The sequence below is a fragment of the Primorskyibacter flagellatus genome (assembly GCF_014638275.1).
GTDB classification, from domain to species: domain Bacteria; phylum Pseudomonadota; class Alphaproteobacteria; order Rhodobacterales; family Rhodobacteraceae; genus Pseudooceanicola; species Pseudooceanicola flagellatus_A.
The window spans coordinates 2,170,192-2,184,653 of record NZ_BMFJ01000001.1 but is presented as its reverse complement, the minus strand read 5'-3'; the positions used below and the strand labels follow the sequence as shown (position 1 = coordinate 2,184,653).

The following is a 14,462-nucleotide window of genomic DNA, read 5'->3' as shown; positions in this document are numbered from 1 at the left end:
TGAGCCTGAGAAGCAATCTGTTATGCAGGCACTCGCAGTGACGGACTCCGTCGCCGATCCGTTGACGACAGAGGTCCGTGCCAGTGCCAGAAATCAGCAATGCCCGTATCGGTATCATCGGGCTTGGCTATGTCGGGCTGCCGCTGGCGGTGGCCTTTGCCGGGCATTTCCCGACCGTAGGCTACGACCTGTCGCAGCGCCGCATCGACGAACTGAAGGCCGGTCACGATTCCACCGCCGAAATCGCGCCCGACGCACTGAAGGCCGCTGATCGCCTTACCCTGTCCGCGGATCCCGAGGCGCTGGAAGGCTGCAACACCTACATCGTCACGGTCCCGACCCCGATCGACGGCTACAAGCGCCCCGACCTGACGCCGCTTCTGTCCGCCTCCGAACTGCTCGGCCAACTGGTGCGCCCCGGCGACGTGGTGATCTACGAAAGCACCGTCTACCCCGGCGCGACGGAGGAGGATTGCCTTCCCGTCATCGAACGCCTCTCCGGTCTGACCTACAACACCGACTTCTTCGCCGGCTATTCCCCCGAACGGATCAACCCCGGCGACAAGGACCGCAGTTTCGCGACGATCAGGAAGGTGACCTCCGGCTCCACCCCCGAGATCGCGGATTATGTCGATGCGCTTTACCGCACCGTGGTCACGGCGGGCACCCACAAGGCGCCCTCGATCCGCGTGGCCGAGGCCGCGAAGGTGATCGAGAACACGCAGCGTGACGTCAACATCGCGCTCATCAACGAATTTGCGCTGATCTTCGACCGCATGGGCATCTCCACGCTCGACGTGCTGGAGGCTGCGGGGACCAAGTGGAACTTCATGCCCTTCCGCCCCGGTCTGGTCGGCGGGCACTGCATCGGGGTCGATCCCTACTACCTTGCCAGCAAGGCGCAGTCGCTTGGCTACTACCCGGAAATCGTGCTGGCGGGCCGGCGCATCAACGACGGCATGGGCGAATATGTCGGCCAGCGCCTGTTGCGCGCGATGATGCGCACCGGCCAGCTGGCCGAGGGCGCGCGGGTCCTGATCCTGGGCGCGACCTTCAAGGAAAACTGCCCCGACATCCGCAACACCCGCGTCACCGACATCGCGCATTTCCTGGAAGGCTTCGGCCTGTCGGTCGACATCCACGACCCCTGGATACCGGAGGAGGAGGCGCAGGCGCACCTTGGCATCGCGCTGACCGACCCGGAAACCGCCGCCTACAGCGGGGTCATCATCGCCGTCGCCCACAACGAATTCCGCGACCTCGGTCCGCAGGCGATCCAGAATTTCGGCCGCCCCGGTGCGCCTGTTATCGACCTCAAGGGCATCTTCCACAAGGACCTGGCGGCGCAGGCCCTCGGGTTTGAATCTCTCTGATCGGAAAGGAGTCACGATGACGTCCGACAACTCCGGAAAAATCAACGTCTCCGGCGGTCTGCGCACCTCGGCCGAGGCCGAGGAGGCTGGTCGCAACCAGGCCTATTTCGACCAGAGCCCGGTCAGCTGGGAAAAGAAGATGGAGAACTTTCCCAAGTATGTCCGTCGCCAGAATCTGACCCGCTTCCTCGCGCTTTACGAGATTTACAAGAAGGTCCTGCCGATCAAGGGGTCGGTTGTCGAATGCGGTGTGAACCACGGCTTCGGGCTGATGAGCTGGGCCAAGTTCTCCGCAATCCTCGAACCGGTGAACCTGACCCGCCGCATCTATGGCTTCGACACCTTCGAAGGCTTTCCGAGCGTCGATGAAAAGGACATGTCCGCCCATTCCGATCACGTGAAGGTCGGCGACCTTGCGGCAGACGTGCATGACGAACTGACCGGGCTGATCGACATCTACGACAGCACCCGCTTCCTTGGTCACGTCAACAAGGTGAACCTCGTGCGGGGCGATGCGACGAAGACCATCCCGGAGTTCGTGGAGAAGAACCCGCACGTTCTCGTCTCTCTGCTCTTCATGGACTTCGACCTTTACGAACCCACAAAGGTTGCGCTCGAGACCTTCCTGCCGCGCATGCCGAAGGGGGCGGTCGTCGCCTTCGACGAACTCGACAACCCGCTCTGGCCCGGCGAGACGCTGGCGATGCTGGAATCCCACGCCAAACGCCCGCTCAGGATCGAACGGCTGGAATTCGACCCCTACATCGGTTTCGCGGTGCTGGACTGACCCATGGCCGAGCGCAACACCCTGACCACCCCCGACCTCGCCGCCCGCATCCGTCGCCACGCTGTCGAGATGACGCATCGCGGCAAGTCCTCTCATGTCGGGTCGATCCTCTCCATCGCCGACATCCTAGCGGTGCTCTACGGGCAGGTGATGACAATCTACCCCGACCAGCCCGACCATCCGGGGCGCGACCGCTTCATCCTGTCCAAGGGCCACGCCGGGGCAGGGGTCTATGCCGCGCTGGCCGAAACCGGTTTCTTCGATCCGGAGATGCTGGCGCAGCACTACCAGAACGGATCGATCTTTTCCGGTCACGTGTCGCACAAGGGCGTGCCGGGGGTGGAATTCTCCACCGGGTCGCTTGGTCACGGGCTGGGCGTCGCGACCGGCATGGCCATGGCCGCCAAACGGTCGGGGAAGGGGCACCGGGTGCATGTGGTCCTGTCCGACGGCGAATGCGACGAGGGGTCGAACTGGGAGGCGATCATGTTCGCCGCCCACCACAAGCTGTCGAACCTCACCGCCACCGTGGACTACAACAAGATCCAGTCGCTTGCCCCGGTGAGCGAAACGCTCGGCCTCGAACCCTTCACCGACAAGTGGGCGGCTTTCGGCTGGGACGTGCATGACGTGGACGGCCACGACCATGCGGCCCTGATCGCCGCCTACGAGACCGCGAAGACCACGGACCGCCCAAGCGTCGTGATCGCCAACACCACCAAGGGCAACGGGATCTCCTTCATGGAAAACTCCGTCCTCTGGCACTATCGTACCCCGCAGGGCGAGGAATACGACGCCGCCATCGCGGAACTGGAGGGCCGGACATGAGAGACGCGTTCATCCGCGCCCTGACCGCGCTGGCCGAAAAGAACCCCAAGGTCGTGCTGATCACCGGCGACCTCGGCTTCGGCGTGCTGACGGATTTCGCACAGCGCTTCCCCGACCAGTTCATCAACGCCGGCGTGGCCGAACAGAACATGACCGCCATCGCCTGCGGCATGGCGCTGGAAGGCTACAGCGCCTACACCTATTCCATCGCGAATTTCCCGACACTGCGCTGTCTCGAACAGATCCGCAACGACGTCTGCTACCATGACGCCGACGTGACCGTGGTGGCCGTGGGCGGCGGCTTTTCCTATGGCCAGCTTGGCATGTCGCACTTCGCGACCGAGGATATGGCGATCATGGGCGCCCTGCCCAACATGGAAGTGATCGTGCCCGCCGACCCCTGGGAGGCCGAGGCGCTGACACACCAGATGGCGACCCGGCGCGGGCCGAAGTACCTGCGCATCGACAAGGGCGCCGCGGGGCTTGCGCCCGAACCGGACGTGGCCCTCGGCAAGCCAAGGGTCTACGGCGACGGGGACCTGGTCATCGTCGCCATCGGCGGCATCGTGAAAGAGGCGCTCTCGGCGCAGCAAACGCTGAAGGGGCAGGGGGTCGCCGCGCGCGTCGTCGTGCTGAACGCGCTGAAGCCGCTCGACCCGGCGCCGCTGCTGGCGGCCATCGGTCCCGCCAGCACCGTCATCACGCTGGAAGAGCACAACACCCGCGGCGGGCTCGGCACGCTGGTGGCCGACGCGATGATGACCGGCGGCCTGCGCCCAGACCGTTTCGTAAAGCTCGGCCTTCAGGACTGCTACCCGAGTCAGGTCGGCGATCAGGATTTTCTGCGCAATGCCTACGGCATGTCGGCGGCGCATGTGGTGAAGGCGGCACTCGGCTAATCCCCGAGCGCGGTGTCCACCCAGTCCCAATCCCAGTCGCCGTGTCCGGCATCGATCAGGTCACGCGCATCGAGCAGACCTGAGAGCTGCGCCACCGACTTGACCCCGACCAGCGGCAGGGCGTTCGGCCAGGCGTGATGCGCCCAGGCGACGGCCTCTGCCACGGGGCAGGGGCGGGTTCGCAGGGTCTCCAGAAACCCGGCCAGAGCCGCCCGCTTACCGGCCCCGAAGTTCAGGTATTTCGGGCTGGCCCTGCGGTCATTTTCTCCGAAGGTCGCGGTGCCGTCATAACGCCCGCTCAGCAAACCCTGCGCCAGCACGCCCGTCGGGATGAACACCGCCTCCGGGAAGGCGGCCTGCATCGCCGCAATGTCAGCCGTCCGGTCCCGCGCTACCATGCTGTATTCGAAAGAATATGTCGCCAGACCCTCGGTCGGCGCCGACACCGGCACCACCAGGTTCGATATTCCGAACGCCCCGATCTTGCCCGCCTCCCGGAACCGGGCGAAGGCACCGAAGACCTCTTCCAGCGGCGTCACCCCGTCCCAGTAATGCAGCTGGTATAGATCAACATAGTCGACGCCGAGCCGCCGGAGGCTGAGATCCAGCGCCTCTGCCAGCCACTGCGGCGAGCTGTCGTAGAACACGCCGTCGGGCCCCAGCCGGATGCCCCCCTTGGTCGCCACAACCGCCTCGGCCATGCGCCCTGTCAGAGCCAGGGCCAACTGTTCCTCCGACACGCCCATGCCATAGGCGTCCGATGTGTCGAAAAAGGTCACGCCCTGATCCAGCGCCATCCGCGCCGCTCGTCGGCAATCGTCGAGATCCACCTGTCCGAATCCGTGAACGCCAAGCGGCCCGCAGCCGAAGCCGACCGGCCCCGTGACGCGCCCCGCGATACGCACCTCAGGCCTTCCGCCGCGCCAGAAGGCTGGCAAAGATATGCACCGGGGTCTTCATAAGGATCACCACGTCGCCCCAGAAGCTGCGCTGCGTCACGTACTCTCGGCGCAGCTCGATCTTCTTGGCGGCGAATTTCTCAAGGAAAATCGCCTCTGCGTCACCCTCACCAAGGTGTGCCTGAAGATCCGTGAAAGCCAGCGTACCGAGATCAAAGATGCCGGGGCGGACGGAGAGGATGATCTCCCGGTCTTCGGGCGAGTAGAGGTCGACGTACTGGCGCAGTTCCGGGCGCGGGCCGACCAGCGACAGCTCCCCCTTCAGGACGGATAGAAACTGCGGCATCTCGTCGATCTTGGTCGCGCGCAGGAAGCGTGCGCCGGGGATGAACCGGGGGTCGTTCCGCGCCGTCGCGCCCGATCCGATCTTGTCGGCATCCGGCACCATGGTGCGGATCTTGGGGATAAGGATGTCCCGCCCGAACTGCCCGACCCGCCGCGACACGTAGATCGGGCTCGCCCCCGGCGACACCAGCGCAACGAACGCCATGCCAAGCAGCATCACCGGCACCCAGACCGGCGCGAACAGCAGCGTCACCGCCAGATCGAGCGCCCGTTTCCAGACCAGCGCCATGGCGCGTTACTTCTTCGGGTCCGAGAAGATGACCATGATCTGCCAGCTGAGGTGCTTCACCCCCGGTATCGACAGGATCACGCTGTCCACCGCCGACAGGGTCGCCAGCAGCGGCTTGAAATACGGCTTCTTGTGGAAATAGGCCGCCAGCACCGAAAACAGGAAGTAATTCCGCGTCTTGATCGACCCGAAGGACTTCTTGGCGAGGTTGATTTCCTTGAAGGTGATGATGTGGTCCGGTTCCCAAGCCGTCCGCAGCTTGGGCGTCATGCGGCGGTAGAGCCGGATCGCGGGATTGTAGCCAAGCGCCTCGAGCGCGATGACCCGGCCCCCCGGCTTCAGGACGCGCGCCATCTGCGGGAAAACCGCGTTGACATCCATGTGGTGCAGCACGCCGGAACAGACGATCAGGTCGAAGGAATTGTCCGGGAAGTCGAGGTATTCGGCGTCCATCACCTCGGCAAAGAAGTCAGTGAAGCCGTTCTTTTCCAGCAGCGCCCGCGTCTCCTTGACGCTTTCCGGAGAGATGTCGATCGCCGACACCTTCATCCCGCTTTTCGCCGCCATCAGGGACTGCCCGCCAAGCCCGCAGCCGAGATCGAGGAAACTGGACCCCGCCGGCATGTCGCCGATCATGGCGAACAGGTCGTCCTTGATCTTGGCGGTCGTGGTGTACCACTTCTTGTTCGAATACTTCTTCCAGAACTCGTCTTCCGACATCGACTTGCGGTCGCGTTCCCGCGCGTCGTGGAATTCCATTTCTTCCCGCTTGCGCGCGTCTTCCTCGGAGAGAGCTACCATATCGACCCGGTTTCCATTCAAAATTGCCCGTTCGTCTTAGACGACAGGCCCCTCGTGTCAAGTCATGCCCCCCGGCGGTCCGCCGCCCATGGGCAAGCCGGAAAATAGCGATTAAGCAAACCCCATGACACGGATACGGAAATTCCAGATCGTCGCGCTGGCACGCGTGTGGAACCTTGCCGCGGGGCTGGGGCTGGTGCTGGTGGCGACGCTGCTGTTCACGCCGGAACAGCAGGGCTATTTCTACACCTTCCTCAGCCTCGGTGCGGCGCAGTATTTCTGCGACCTCGGCGTCGGTTTCGTCCTCGGAAACATCGCCGGCCGCCGCACCGCCGGCGACGTGCACGGCGATCCGTTCCAGCCTGAGGCTCTGGCGAACATGCGCCAGATCACCCGCTTTGCCCTTCACTGGTGTCTGCTGACCGGAGCGGTCCTGGTCATTGTCCTCGGTATCCTTGGCTGGCGGGTCTTTCATGGCATTGACACGGGCCACGGGCCGCTGGTCACGATCTGGTATGCCTATGCCGTGCTGGCGGCTTACACCATGTCCCTTCACATGGTTCTGCGCATCTTCGAAGCCGTCGGCTTCGTGGTTGAGGCCGCGCTCGCCCGCTCTATCCAAAGCCTCATCAACATCCTCGCCCTCGTCGCGCTGGCACTGCTTGGATGGGAGATGTGGGCGGTCGTCGGCGCGCTTGCGCTCGCCCTTGCCGGGGCCACGGCCTATTTCTGGCTGACCTCCGCCAAGATCCGCTCCGCCTTCGGGCGCGCGCACGCCGGAGGCCGCCCGATCCACTGGCGCCGCGATGTGCTGCCCTTCCAGTCCCGCGTGGCGGCCAGTTTCATCGGCTCCTACGGAATTTTTCAGGCGCAGGTACCGCTGCTGTTCCTTTACGCCGGGCCGGTTGCGGCCGGGCAGTTCGGGCTGATGATGCAGATCTTCCAGGCGATCAACACCTCCGCGAACATCTTCCTGACCTTCTCGATCAAATCCTGGACCGCGCTCGCTGTCGCCTCGGACTGGCGCGGGCTGCTGTTCAGCTTCCGCCGCGTGCTGGCCGCCAGCACGGCCTTGACCGCCGTCGCCGCTCTGCTTGTCATCGCCATGGTGGCCGGGCTGGCCTACTGGGACCTGCCCATTGCAGAGCGTTTCCCGTCATTGCCTCTGGTCGCACTCTACGCCCTGGCGGCCTGCGCCAACCAGGTCTACTTTGCCTGGGGCTACCTGTTCCGCACGCGAGAGGAGGAGCCGTTCTGGCTGCTGTCCCTTGTCCTCGCTGCCATGATCCTACTGGTGCCGTTGATCTTGCAGGAGTCCTACACGCTGACCATCGCGACACTGGCCTTCACCGCGGCTTCGGTCCTTGGCATGTGCGCCGCCGCCTCGCTCTACGCGGTTTCGCTGATCCGGAAATGGGCCTGACCCTGCGTGGCCGGGGCGCTCACGTCGACCGTCTCCATGCTCCAGTCCTGCGCTTCCGCCCGGCGGCTGACCAGCATGGGGGCGAACAGCAGGAACATGGCGATCATGAACGGGCCGAGCGAGGTGACGTTGCCGTAGTAGATGTAGAGCACCAGGACCAGGCCGATGAAATCGAAGGCCAGCCACAAAGGAAGCGGCAACTTCTTGACCCGGTCCTGGATCGCGACGAACAGCGTACCCACAAGTGCGCCGTAGAAGAACATCCCGGCGAACCCGAAATTGCGATACGTATCCCCGAAAAGCCCGACCGGAGCGACATATTCCGAGAACGTCACCCGGCTCGACACGTACTCCCCGCCCCAGAGAACCGAGATGCGGGCATATTCCAGCATCAGGGGCGACTCGAACAGGTTGCTCTGGTTGAAGATCCAGCCTTGCGCCATTTTCACCGGGCTCAGCACGATGCGATTGATCAGCGTCGGGCCGAGACTGTCGCGGAAGTCGGCAAGCGAGAAGCTGGCGTTGTTGTATTGAAGCCGGTTCACGACATACCCGGCAAGCGCGACCACCGTCACGATGCCAAGCGAAATCATGGCCTTGCGCATCAGCGACCGTTCCAGCCGGATGAAGGCAAAGCCGAAGACCGCGATCATAACGAAGACCGGTCCGCGGTCGAGATTGATGATCGAGATCAGGAAATAGATCACGATGATCGGGAACAGGTATTCGCCGGCACGCGGATGCCCGCTCGCCTTCAGGCCCAGCTTCAGAAGGATCGCGAGGGGGAACAGCAGCCGCCGCGAACCCTCCATCGGAAAGACGAGATAGGCCGGCACGTTTTCAAGCCCGATGAAACGGAAGTCGAGCGCATCGACGTTCTTGTTCAGCAGCGTGAACTTCTCGAACCCGTTGAACCCCATGTAGATGATGGAGAACACCGCCGCGGCGAAGGCCATGACATTGGAAAACCGCCGGATCGACTCTCCGTCCCTGAACGGCAGTTCGAACCTGTCCCAGCTTCGCCCCCGGCCCGACACGATCAGGAACAGGCCCGGCAGCAGGAACCCGGTGAGGAAGCAGATCATCGCCGTCACGTGCAGCGAATAGGCCTCGTGCGCGATGTAAACCGGATCCCAGTATACGATCGACAGCATACCGGCGACATACAGCGGGACCAGAATGCGCCAGACCTTGTTGTAGACCATCGCCGTTCCTATCGCGGTTTCGCCGGGTGATGCACTAAGCCCAAGTTGCGGCTTGGGAAACCGGCTGCGGGGCGGTTTCCATCGCATCGGGAATGTGCCACAACCCTCGAAGTTCAGGCTCCCGTAGCACGTTCGTGCACGGCAAGACAGGGTAGAGCAGGGTTACATGTCGAAGAAAGTCCGCAAGGTCGTGATTCTCGCTGGCGGGTTCGGAACGCGCCTTTCGGAAGAGACGCACCTGCGCCCCAAGCCCATGGTGGAAATAGGCGGGCAGCCGATCCTGTGGCACATCATGAAAATGTACAGCGCCCATGGCGTGAAGGAATTCGTGATCTGCTGCGGCTACAAGGGCTATGTCATTAAGGAGTTCTTCGCGAACTACTTCCTGCATACCTCTGACGTCACCTTCGACCTCGCCGCGAATTCCATGGATGTCCACCAGCGCCGGGCGGAGGACTGGAAGGTCACCCTGATCGACACAGGAGAGGAGTCGATGACCGGCGGGCGCCTTGGCAGGGTGCGCGACTACGTGAAGGACGAGGATGCCTTTGCCTTCACCTACGGCGACGGTGTGGCGGACATCGACCTGACGGACGAATTCCGTTTCCACTTCGCCCATGGCCGCGACGCCACCGTCGCCGCGGTCGCCCCCGCAGGACGCTACGGCGCGCTGCAGACGGACGGCACCTCTGTCACCGGTTTCGCGGAAAAGCCGCGCGGCGATGGCGGGCTCATCAACGGCGGCTTCTTCGTGCTTTCCCCCAAGTGCCTTGACCTGATCGATTCCGACCAGACCGTGTGGGAATCCGGACCGATGAATGCGCTGGCTACCTCCGGGCAGCTTCAGTCCTACGAACACCGCGGCTTCTGGCATGCGATGGACACCCTGCGCGAAAAGCGCCTGCTCGAAGACCTCTGGGCGAAGGGAGAGGCGCCGTGGAAGGTCTGGTGACACCGGGCTTCTGGTCCGGCAAATCGGTCCTCGTCACCGGACATACCGGGTTCAAGGGGGCCTGGCTCTGCCACTGGCTGACCGGCCTTGGCGCGAAGGTTTCGGGCATCGCCCTGCCGCCCGAAACCACGCCGAACCTGTTCGATATCCTGCGGATCGGCGCGCGTATCGACCGGCATATCCTCTGTGACATCCGCGACCGCAACGCCACGGCCGAAGCCGTCGCCGGCCTGTCGCCCGAAATCGTCTTCCACATGGCCGCGCAGCCGATCGTACGCCGCGCCCATGCCGAACCGGCAGAGACCTTCGACACCAACGTCATGGGCACCGTCAATCTGCTCGAGGCGCTGCGCCCCGTTCCGGCCCTGAAGACCATCGTCGCGATCACCACCGACAAGGTCTATGACAACCGCGAATGGCCCTGGCCCTACCGGGAAACCGACCCCCTCGGCGGTCACGAACCCTACGGCGCCAGCAAGGCCGCGGCCGAAATGGTGATCTCCGCCTACCGCGCCAGCTACTTCGAACCCACGGGACGCCGGCTGATCGCGGTGCGCGCGGGCAACGTCATCGGCGGCGGCGACTGGTCCGATTTCCGCATCGTGCCCGACATCGTGAACGCCTTTGCCTCCCGGTCTCCGCTGGTCCTGCGCAACCCCGATGCCACGCGCCCCTGGCAACACGTCTTCGAACCGCTCGCCGGATACATGCGCCTGGCCGAACAGTTGCACGGCGGCGGCCTGTCGGGCGCAACGGCCTACAACTTCGGCCCCGATCCCGCCGACACCCGCTCCGTCGTCACGTTGGTCCGCGTCGCCGCAACGGCCTGGGGCGGGGACTGCGACATCCGTATCGAGCCCGACGCGACGATCCGCGAAAGCCAGCTTCTGACGCTCGACAACTCCCTCGTTCGCACCGAGTCGGGCTGGACCCCGACCTGGGGCTTTGACGCCTGCGTGGCCGAGACGATGGCCTGGTACCGCGCGCATCTTGACGGCGCCGACATGATCGACTTTTCCAATGACCAACTCGGGCGTTTTATAGCCGCCGCCGAACAAGGACAGCCCTGACGTGACCACCGGACAAGCCACCCAGTGCCGTAACTGCGGCAGCGACCTGTCGCTGGAACTCTGCGACCTCGGAATGCAGCCGCCCTCCAACTACAACCTCAAGCCCGAGGAACTGAACGGGGTCGAGGAATTCATGCCCCTGCGCGCGCTGGTCTGCGAAAGCTGCTGGCTGGTCCAGCTGGATTATTTTGAGGACGCGAGCCGCCTGTTCAGCGATGACTACGCTTATTTCTCCTCTTTCTCGACCTCCTGGCTGGCGCACGCCAAGGCCTACGCCGAGGCTATGACCAAACGCTTCGGCCTGACCAGGGACTCCTTTGTCGTCGAACTGGCCAGCAACGACGGCTACCTGCTCCAGTATTTCAAGGGCGCAGGGATGCGGGTGCTGGGCGTCGAACCCTCGGCCAATGTCGCGCAGGCGGCGAAGGACAATCACGGAATCGACTCCGCAGTCGACTTCTTCGGCGTCGCCACCGCGAAGGCCCTGGCGGCGACACACGGCAAGGCCGACCTGATGGCCGCGAACAACGTGCTCGCCCATGTCCCCGACATCCGTGATTTCGTCGGAGGCGTGCCGGAAATTCTCGCCCCCGAAGGCGCGATGACCTTCGAATTCCCGCATCTGCTGAGCCTGCTGACGAAGAACCAGTTCGACACGATCTACCACGAACACTTCAGCTATCTCTCGCTGCTCGCCGTTCAGTCCGTGTTGAAGACCGCAGGCCTCCGTGTCTTTGATGTGGAGGAGATCCCGACCCACGGCGGTTCGCTCCGGGTCTTCTGCTGCCACGAGGGTGCGGCGCATGTCGAAACCCCCTCCGTCGCCGCCTGCCTCGCCACCGAACGCGCCGCCGGCATGGCTTCGCCGGAGGTTTACCGCGCCTATCAGGCACGGGTTGACAAGGTGAAACACGACCTGCTGAAGTTCCTCATCGGCGCCCGCGAAGAGGGCCGCACCGTCATGGGCTACGGCGCGCCCGCCAAGGGCAACACGCTGTTGAACTACGCCGGCATCCGCAAGGACCTGATGCATTCCGTCGTCGACCGCAGCCCGCAGAAGCAGGGCCGCTTCCTGCCCGGCACACATCTGCCGGTCTACGCCCCCGAGAAGATCGACGAACTCCGCCCAGACTACGTTGTCATCATGCCCTGGAACCTGCGCGAGGAGATCGCGACGCAGCTAGCCCATATCCGCGACTGGGACGGGAAGTTCGTCGTCGCCATCCCCGAAATCGAAGTTTTCTGAGAGGGCAGGGGATGGAGGTCATCGCCACCCCGCTCGCCGGCCTGTACGAGGTCCGGATCCCCCGCATCGCCGACCCGCGCGGCTATTTCGCCCGTGGCTGGGACGCGACGGCGGCGGCGAAGCAGGGCCTCGATACCGTGCTGGATCAGTGGCTCTTCTCCTTCAATCATGCCCGTTTGACCCTTCGCGGCCTGCACTGGCAATCCGCCCCGCATGAGGAGACCAAGCTCGTCCGCTGCCTGGCCGGAGAGGTCTGGGACGTCGCCGTCGACATGCGTCCCGACAGCCCGACCCTGCATCGCTGGCACGGGGTCAACTTGTCCTCGGACCACCTGAACGCCCTCTGGATCCCGCCCGGCTTCGCCCACGGCTTCCTGACCCTCACCGACAACGCGCTGGTCCAATACGGCCTGAACGGAACCTACTCTCCAGAGCACGCACGCGGCGCCCGCTGGAACGACCCCGCATTCGACATCACCTGGCCGGGAGAGCCGGCGGTGATAAACGAGAGGGATGCGGGGTATGCGGTGGTCACGGCTGACGACTAGGCCGCGGCCTTCGGTTTCAACCGAACACTGCCGTATAGTGACTTGGTTCGGCAAACCTTCAGTGATATTTTGATTTCGGGCCACGATCTTGAGTTCGTTTTTTGTGTGTCCGAGGGTTAACGATTTGCCGGGAGGTTGGCGTGAACAGGAAGTGGATAACGTTTTTGTACCACGAGGTTACCGACAATCCTGGAGAGACGGGCTTCCAAAGGAATGGAGCGATTCCCTACAAGCATCGCGTTCACCATTTTCTCAATGACCTTGAAGCGATTGCGGCGGTTCACAAAAGGGCCGTGAGCGTCTTTGAGGCAGCCGGAACGGACCAGCTTTCGCTGCTGATGACATTCGACGATGGTGGTATTTCGGCCCTGCACTCCGCCGAAATGCTGAACCAGCGTTACTGGCACGGACATTTCTTCGTCACGACCTCGATGATTTCCACGCCTGGCTTCCTGTCGGAACAGCAGATTGTCCGCCTTTCGCGTCAGGGCCATACGATCGGCGCGCATTCCCATACCCATCCCGGCGTATTCCGGAATCTCGCCTATTCCGACAAGGTGGACGAATGGCGGCAGAGCACCGAAATTCTGGCGGAGATTGTCGGATCACCGGTCACGACAGCCTCCGTTCCCGGGGGCGACATGGACGACGATACGATCAGGTCGGCTGCCGAAGCGGGGATCCGCTATCTGTTCACCTCGGAACCGCATTATTCTCCTTACGTCAGGCACGGTGTGACTGTCATCGGACGTGCCTGCCCCAAGAACAGGACGCCGACCACCCAAGTCGCGGCCTGGGCCAACGGACGCGGTTTCCGGCGCGCCCGCGCCATACGGTCCGCCAAGGGTCTCGTACGCATCTACGGCAAGCCCATCTATGCCGCTTATATCAAACACAACGAAAGAAGGTTCCCGGATGCAGACAAGCCGTAAGGCAAGGGTCGTCGCGTTGCTTGGCCATGACATCCAGCATCGCGGCACACTGGCAACGCTGGTCGAAAGTGGGGTCGATGTTGTCGGGGTCTGTTTTTCGGACGAACGGACTGGAGGGCTCCCAATTCGCTACATCCGAAGGTCCATATTCAAACGCGGCACCTTCAAGGTCCTGTCCCAGATTGTAGCTCGGATGGTCTACAAATTGCGAAATCGTAAGCGCGACGCGAAGTTGAAAGCCGAAATATTCGAGAGACATCGGATAGAATCGGTACTCTCAGACGCGAGTTTCGAGGAAATGCATTGTATCGGCTTTGGCGCGCCCGAAGTCCTGGACTTTGTGGCCGGCCTGAGCCCGGACATACTGGTGGTTCATACCGGTTCCTGGGTTCCAAAAACGATGCGCGAAATCGAGTCAGTCAAATACGTCGTCGGTGGCCACCCCGGATTGACGCCGCATTACAGGGGTGCTCATTCGCCTTTTTGGGCAATATACAACGGGCACCCCGAAGAGATCGGCTGGACGGCGTTTCTAGTCGATTCAGGCGTCGACACAGGACCAGTGGTCGCCCAAGGCCGGATCCGTCCCGAGCCCGGCGACACTTACATGGCCTTGAGTTGGCGCGGCATGACCTGTATTGCGAAGGCACAGGCAGAAGCGATCCGGGTATTTGAAGAAACCGGACGAATTCAGTCTGTTCCTCACGGCCGCATCCCAGCCAATTCCGAATACCTGGTGCCGACCCTGGGCGAGCAGCTTGCGTTCTGGTTCAGAGGCTCCGGAGTTCGATAGCCTGTCGAATAGCGCCAAGGCACCGCCGATATTGCGGCCTTTCCAGAACACGGAGGTCGCATCTTGCATAGC

Annotated in this window: 15 protein-coding genes; 11 read left to right on the top strand and 4 right to left on the bottom strand. The window is 63.2% G+C overall.

Going from position 1 to position 14,462, the window contains the following annotated elements; all coding sequences use genetic code 11:
• Nucleotides 1-83: 83 nt before the first annotated feature.
• The 4 genes from IEV87_RS10825 to IEV87_RS10810 are packed head-to-tail and all read left to right on the top strand — an operon-like array spanning nucleotide 84 to nucleotide 3,887.
• On the top strand, nucleotides 84-1,373 hold the full coding sequence (locus IEV87_RS10825) for a nucleotide sugar dehydrogenase (protein WP_188477689.1): 1,290 nt from the start codon (nucleotides 84-86) through the stop codon (nucleotides 1,371-1,373).
• A 16-nt stretch (nucleotides 1,374-1,389) separates the two neighbouring features.
• Entirely contained in the window at nucleotides 1,390-2,160 is a 771-nt protein-coding gene (locus tag IEV87_RS10820; RefSeq protein ID WP_188477688.1) for a class I SAM-dependent methyltransferase, read from the top strand.
• A gap of 3 nt (nucleotides 2,161-2,163) precedes the next feature.
• Entirely contained in the window at nucleotides 2,164-2,988 is an 825-nt protein-coding gene (locus tag IEV87_RS10815; RefSeq protein ID WP_188477687.1) for a transketolase, read from the top strand.
• Entirely contained in the window at nucleotides 2,985-3,887 is a 903-nt protein-coding gene (locus IEV87_RS10810) for a transketolase family protein (RefSeq protein WP_188477686.1), read from the top strand. Before IEV87_RS10815 ends, IEV87_RS10810 begins: the two co-directional genes overlap by 4 nt.
• Here the strand turns inward: IEV87_RS10810 and IEV87_RS10805 are convergent.
• From IEV87_RS10805 to IEV87_RS10795, 3 genes are read right to left on the bottom strand one after another with little or no spacing between them, the layout of a single operon-like run.
• Complete coding sequence (locus IEV87_RS10805) at nucleotides 3,884-4,792, bottom strand: aldo/keto reductase (RefSeq protein ID WP_188477685.1); 909 nt, start codon at nucleotides 4,790-4,792, stop codon at nucleotides 3,884-3,886. The two genes, IEV87_RS10810 and IEV87_RS10805, sit on opposite strands and share 4 nt — an antisense overlap.
• 1 nt (nucleotide 4,793) lies before the next feature.
• Nucleotides 4,794-5,420, bottom strand: a complete 627-nt coding sequence (locus IEV87_RS10800; protein ID WP_188477684.1) for a sugar transferase — start codon at nucleotides 5,418-5,420, stop codon at nucleotides 4,794-4,796.
• Nucleotides 5,421-5,426: 6 nt separating this feature from the next.
• Entirely contained in the window at nucleotides 5,427-6,221 is a 795-nt protein-coding gene (locus tag IEV87_RS10795; protein WP_188477683.1) for a class I SAM-dependent methyltransferase, read from the bottom strand.
• Between the two features lie 124 nt (nucleotides 6,222-6,345).
• Here IEV87_RS10795 and IEV87_RS10790 point away from each other — a divergent pair, with 124 nt between their 5' ends.
• Nucleotides 6,346-7,644 carry a hypothetical protein gene (locus IEV87_RS10790; RefSeq protein ID WP_188477682.1) on the top strand — a complete coding sequence of 433 codons (1,299 nt, stop codon included), beginning with the start codon at nucleotides 6,346-6,348 and terminating at the stop codon, nucleotides 7,642-7,644.
• Here the strand turns inward: IEV87_RS10790 and IEV87_RS10785 are convergent.
• Entirely contained in the window at nucleotides 7,611-8,849 is a 1,239-nt protein-coding gene (locus IEV87_RS10785; protein WP_188477681.1) for a hypothetical protein, read from the bottom strand. The two genes, IEV87_RS10790 and IEV87_RS10785, sit on opposite strands and share 34 nt — an antisense overlap.
• 166 nt (nucleotides 8,850-9,015) lie before the next feature.
• Between IEV87_RS10785 and rfbF the strand changes: the two genes are divergently transcribed.
• The 6 genes from rfbF (at nucleotide 9,016) to IEV87_RS10755 (ending at nucleotide 14,390) form a co-directional block, all read left to right on the top strand.
• Nucleotides 9,016-9,801 carry a glucose-1-phosphate cytidylyltransferase gene (gene rfbF / locus IEV87_RS10780; protein WP_188477680.1) on the top strand — a complete coding sequence of 262 codons (786 nt, stop codon included), beginning with the start codon at nucleotides 9,016-9,018 and terminating at the stop codon, nucleotides 9,799-9,801.
• Nucleotides 9,786-10,871: a CDP-glucose 4,6-dehydratase gene (gene rfbG, locus IEV87_RS10775; RefSeq protein ID WP_229737531.1), complete on the top strand. Its 1,086-nt coding sequence runs from the start codon at nucleotides 9,786-9,788 to the stop codon at nucleotides 10,869-10,871. Before rfbF ends, rfbG begins: the two co-directional genes overlap by 16 nt.
• A gap of 1 nt (nucleotide 10,872) precedes the next feature.
• Nucleotides 10,873-12,117 carry a class I SAM-dependent methyltransferase gene (locus tag IEV87_RS10770; protein ID WP_229737530.1) on the top strand — a complete coding sequence of 415 codons (1,245 nt, stop codon included), beginning with the start codon at nucleotides 10,873-10,875 and terminating at the stop codon, nucleotides 12,115-12,117.
• A gap of 11 nt (nucleotides 12,118-12,128) precedes the next feature.
• Nucleotides 12,129-12,665 carry a dTDP-4-dehydrorhamnose 3,5-epimerase family protein gene (locus IEV87_RS10765; protein ID WP_188477679.1) on the top strand — a complete coding sequence of 179 codons (537 nt, stop codon included), beginning with the start codon at nucleotides 12,129-12,131 and terminating at the stop codon, nucleotides 12,663-12,665.
• Nucleotides 12,666-12,805: 140 nt separating this feature from the next.
• A complete protein-coding gene (locus IEV87_RS10760; protein ID WP_188477678.1) occupies nucleotides 12,806-13,597 on the top strand; it encodes a polysaccharide deacetylase family protein in 792 nt (263 codons plus the stop codon).
• The gene (locus IEV87_RS10755; protein WP_188477677.1) at nucleotides 13,581-14,390 is read left to right on the top strand and encodes a formyltransferase family protein; all 810 of its coding nucleotides are present in this window, start codon (nucleotides 13,581-13,583) and stop codon (nucleotides 14,388-14,390) included. Before IEV87_RS10760 ends, IEV87_RS10755 begins: the two co-directional genes overlap by 17 nt.
• The last annotated feature ends 72 nt before the right edge of the window (nucleotides 14,391-14,462 follow it).

What these genes read in the sequence shown, in the direction of transcription:
- IEV87_RS10800 (WP_188477684.1), bottom strand. Translation starts at nt 5,420, where the DNA reads ATGGCGCTGGTCTGGAAACGGGCGCTCGATCTGGCGGTGACGCTGCTG.
- IEV87_RS10795 (WP_188477683.1), bottom strand. Translation starts at nt 6,221, where the DNA reads ATGGTAGCTCTCTCCGAGGAAGACGCGCGCAAGCGGGAAGAAATGGAA.
- IEV87_RS10765 (WP_188477679.1), top strand. Translation starts at nt 12,129, where the DNA reads ATGGAGGTCATCGCCACCCCGCTCGCCGGCCTGTACGAGGTCCGGATC.
- IEV87_RS10815 (WP_188477687.1), top strand. Translation starts at nt 2,164, where the DNA reads ATGGCCGAGCGCAACACCCTGACCACCCCCGACCTCGCCGCCCGCATC.
- IEV87_RS10820 (WP_188477688.1), top strand. Translation starts at nt 1,390, where the DNA reads ATGACGTCCGACAACTCCGGAAAAATCAACGTCTCCGGCGGTCTGCGC.
- rfbF (WP_188477680.1), top strand. Translation starts at nt 9,016, where the DNA reads ATGTCGAAGAAAGTCCGCAAGGTCGTGATTCTCGCTGGCGGGTTCGGA.
- IEV87_RS10785 (WP_188477681.1), bottom strand. Translation starts at nt 8,849, where the DNA reads ATGGTCTACAACAAGGTCTGGCGCATTCTGGTCCCGCTGTATGTCGCC.
- IEV87_RS10790 (WP_188477682.1), top strand. Translation starts at nt 6,346, where the DNA reads ATGACACGGATACGGAAATTCCAGATCGTCGCGCTGGCACGCGTGTGG.
- IEV87_RS10810 (WP_188477686.1), top strand. Translation starts at nt 2,985, where the DNA reads ATGAGAGACGCGTTCATCCGCGCCCTGACCGCGCTGGCCGAAAAGAAC.
- IEV87_RS10755 (WP_188477677.1), top strand. Translation starts at nt 13,581, where the DNA reads ATGCAGACAAGCCGTAAGGCAAGGGTCGTCGCGTTGCTTGGCCATGAC.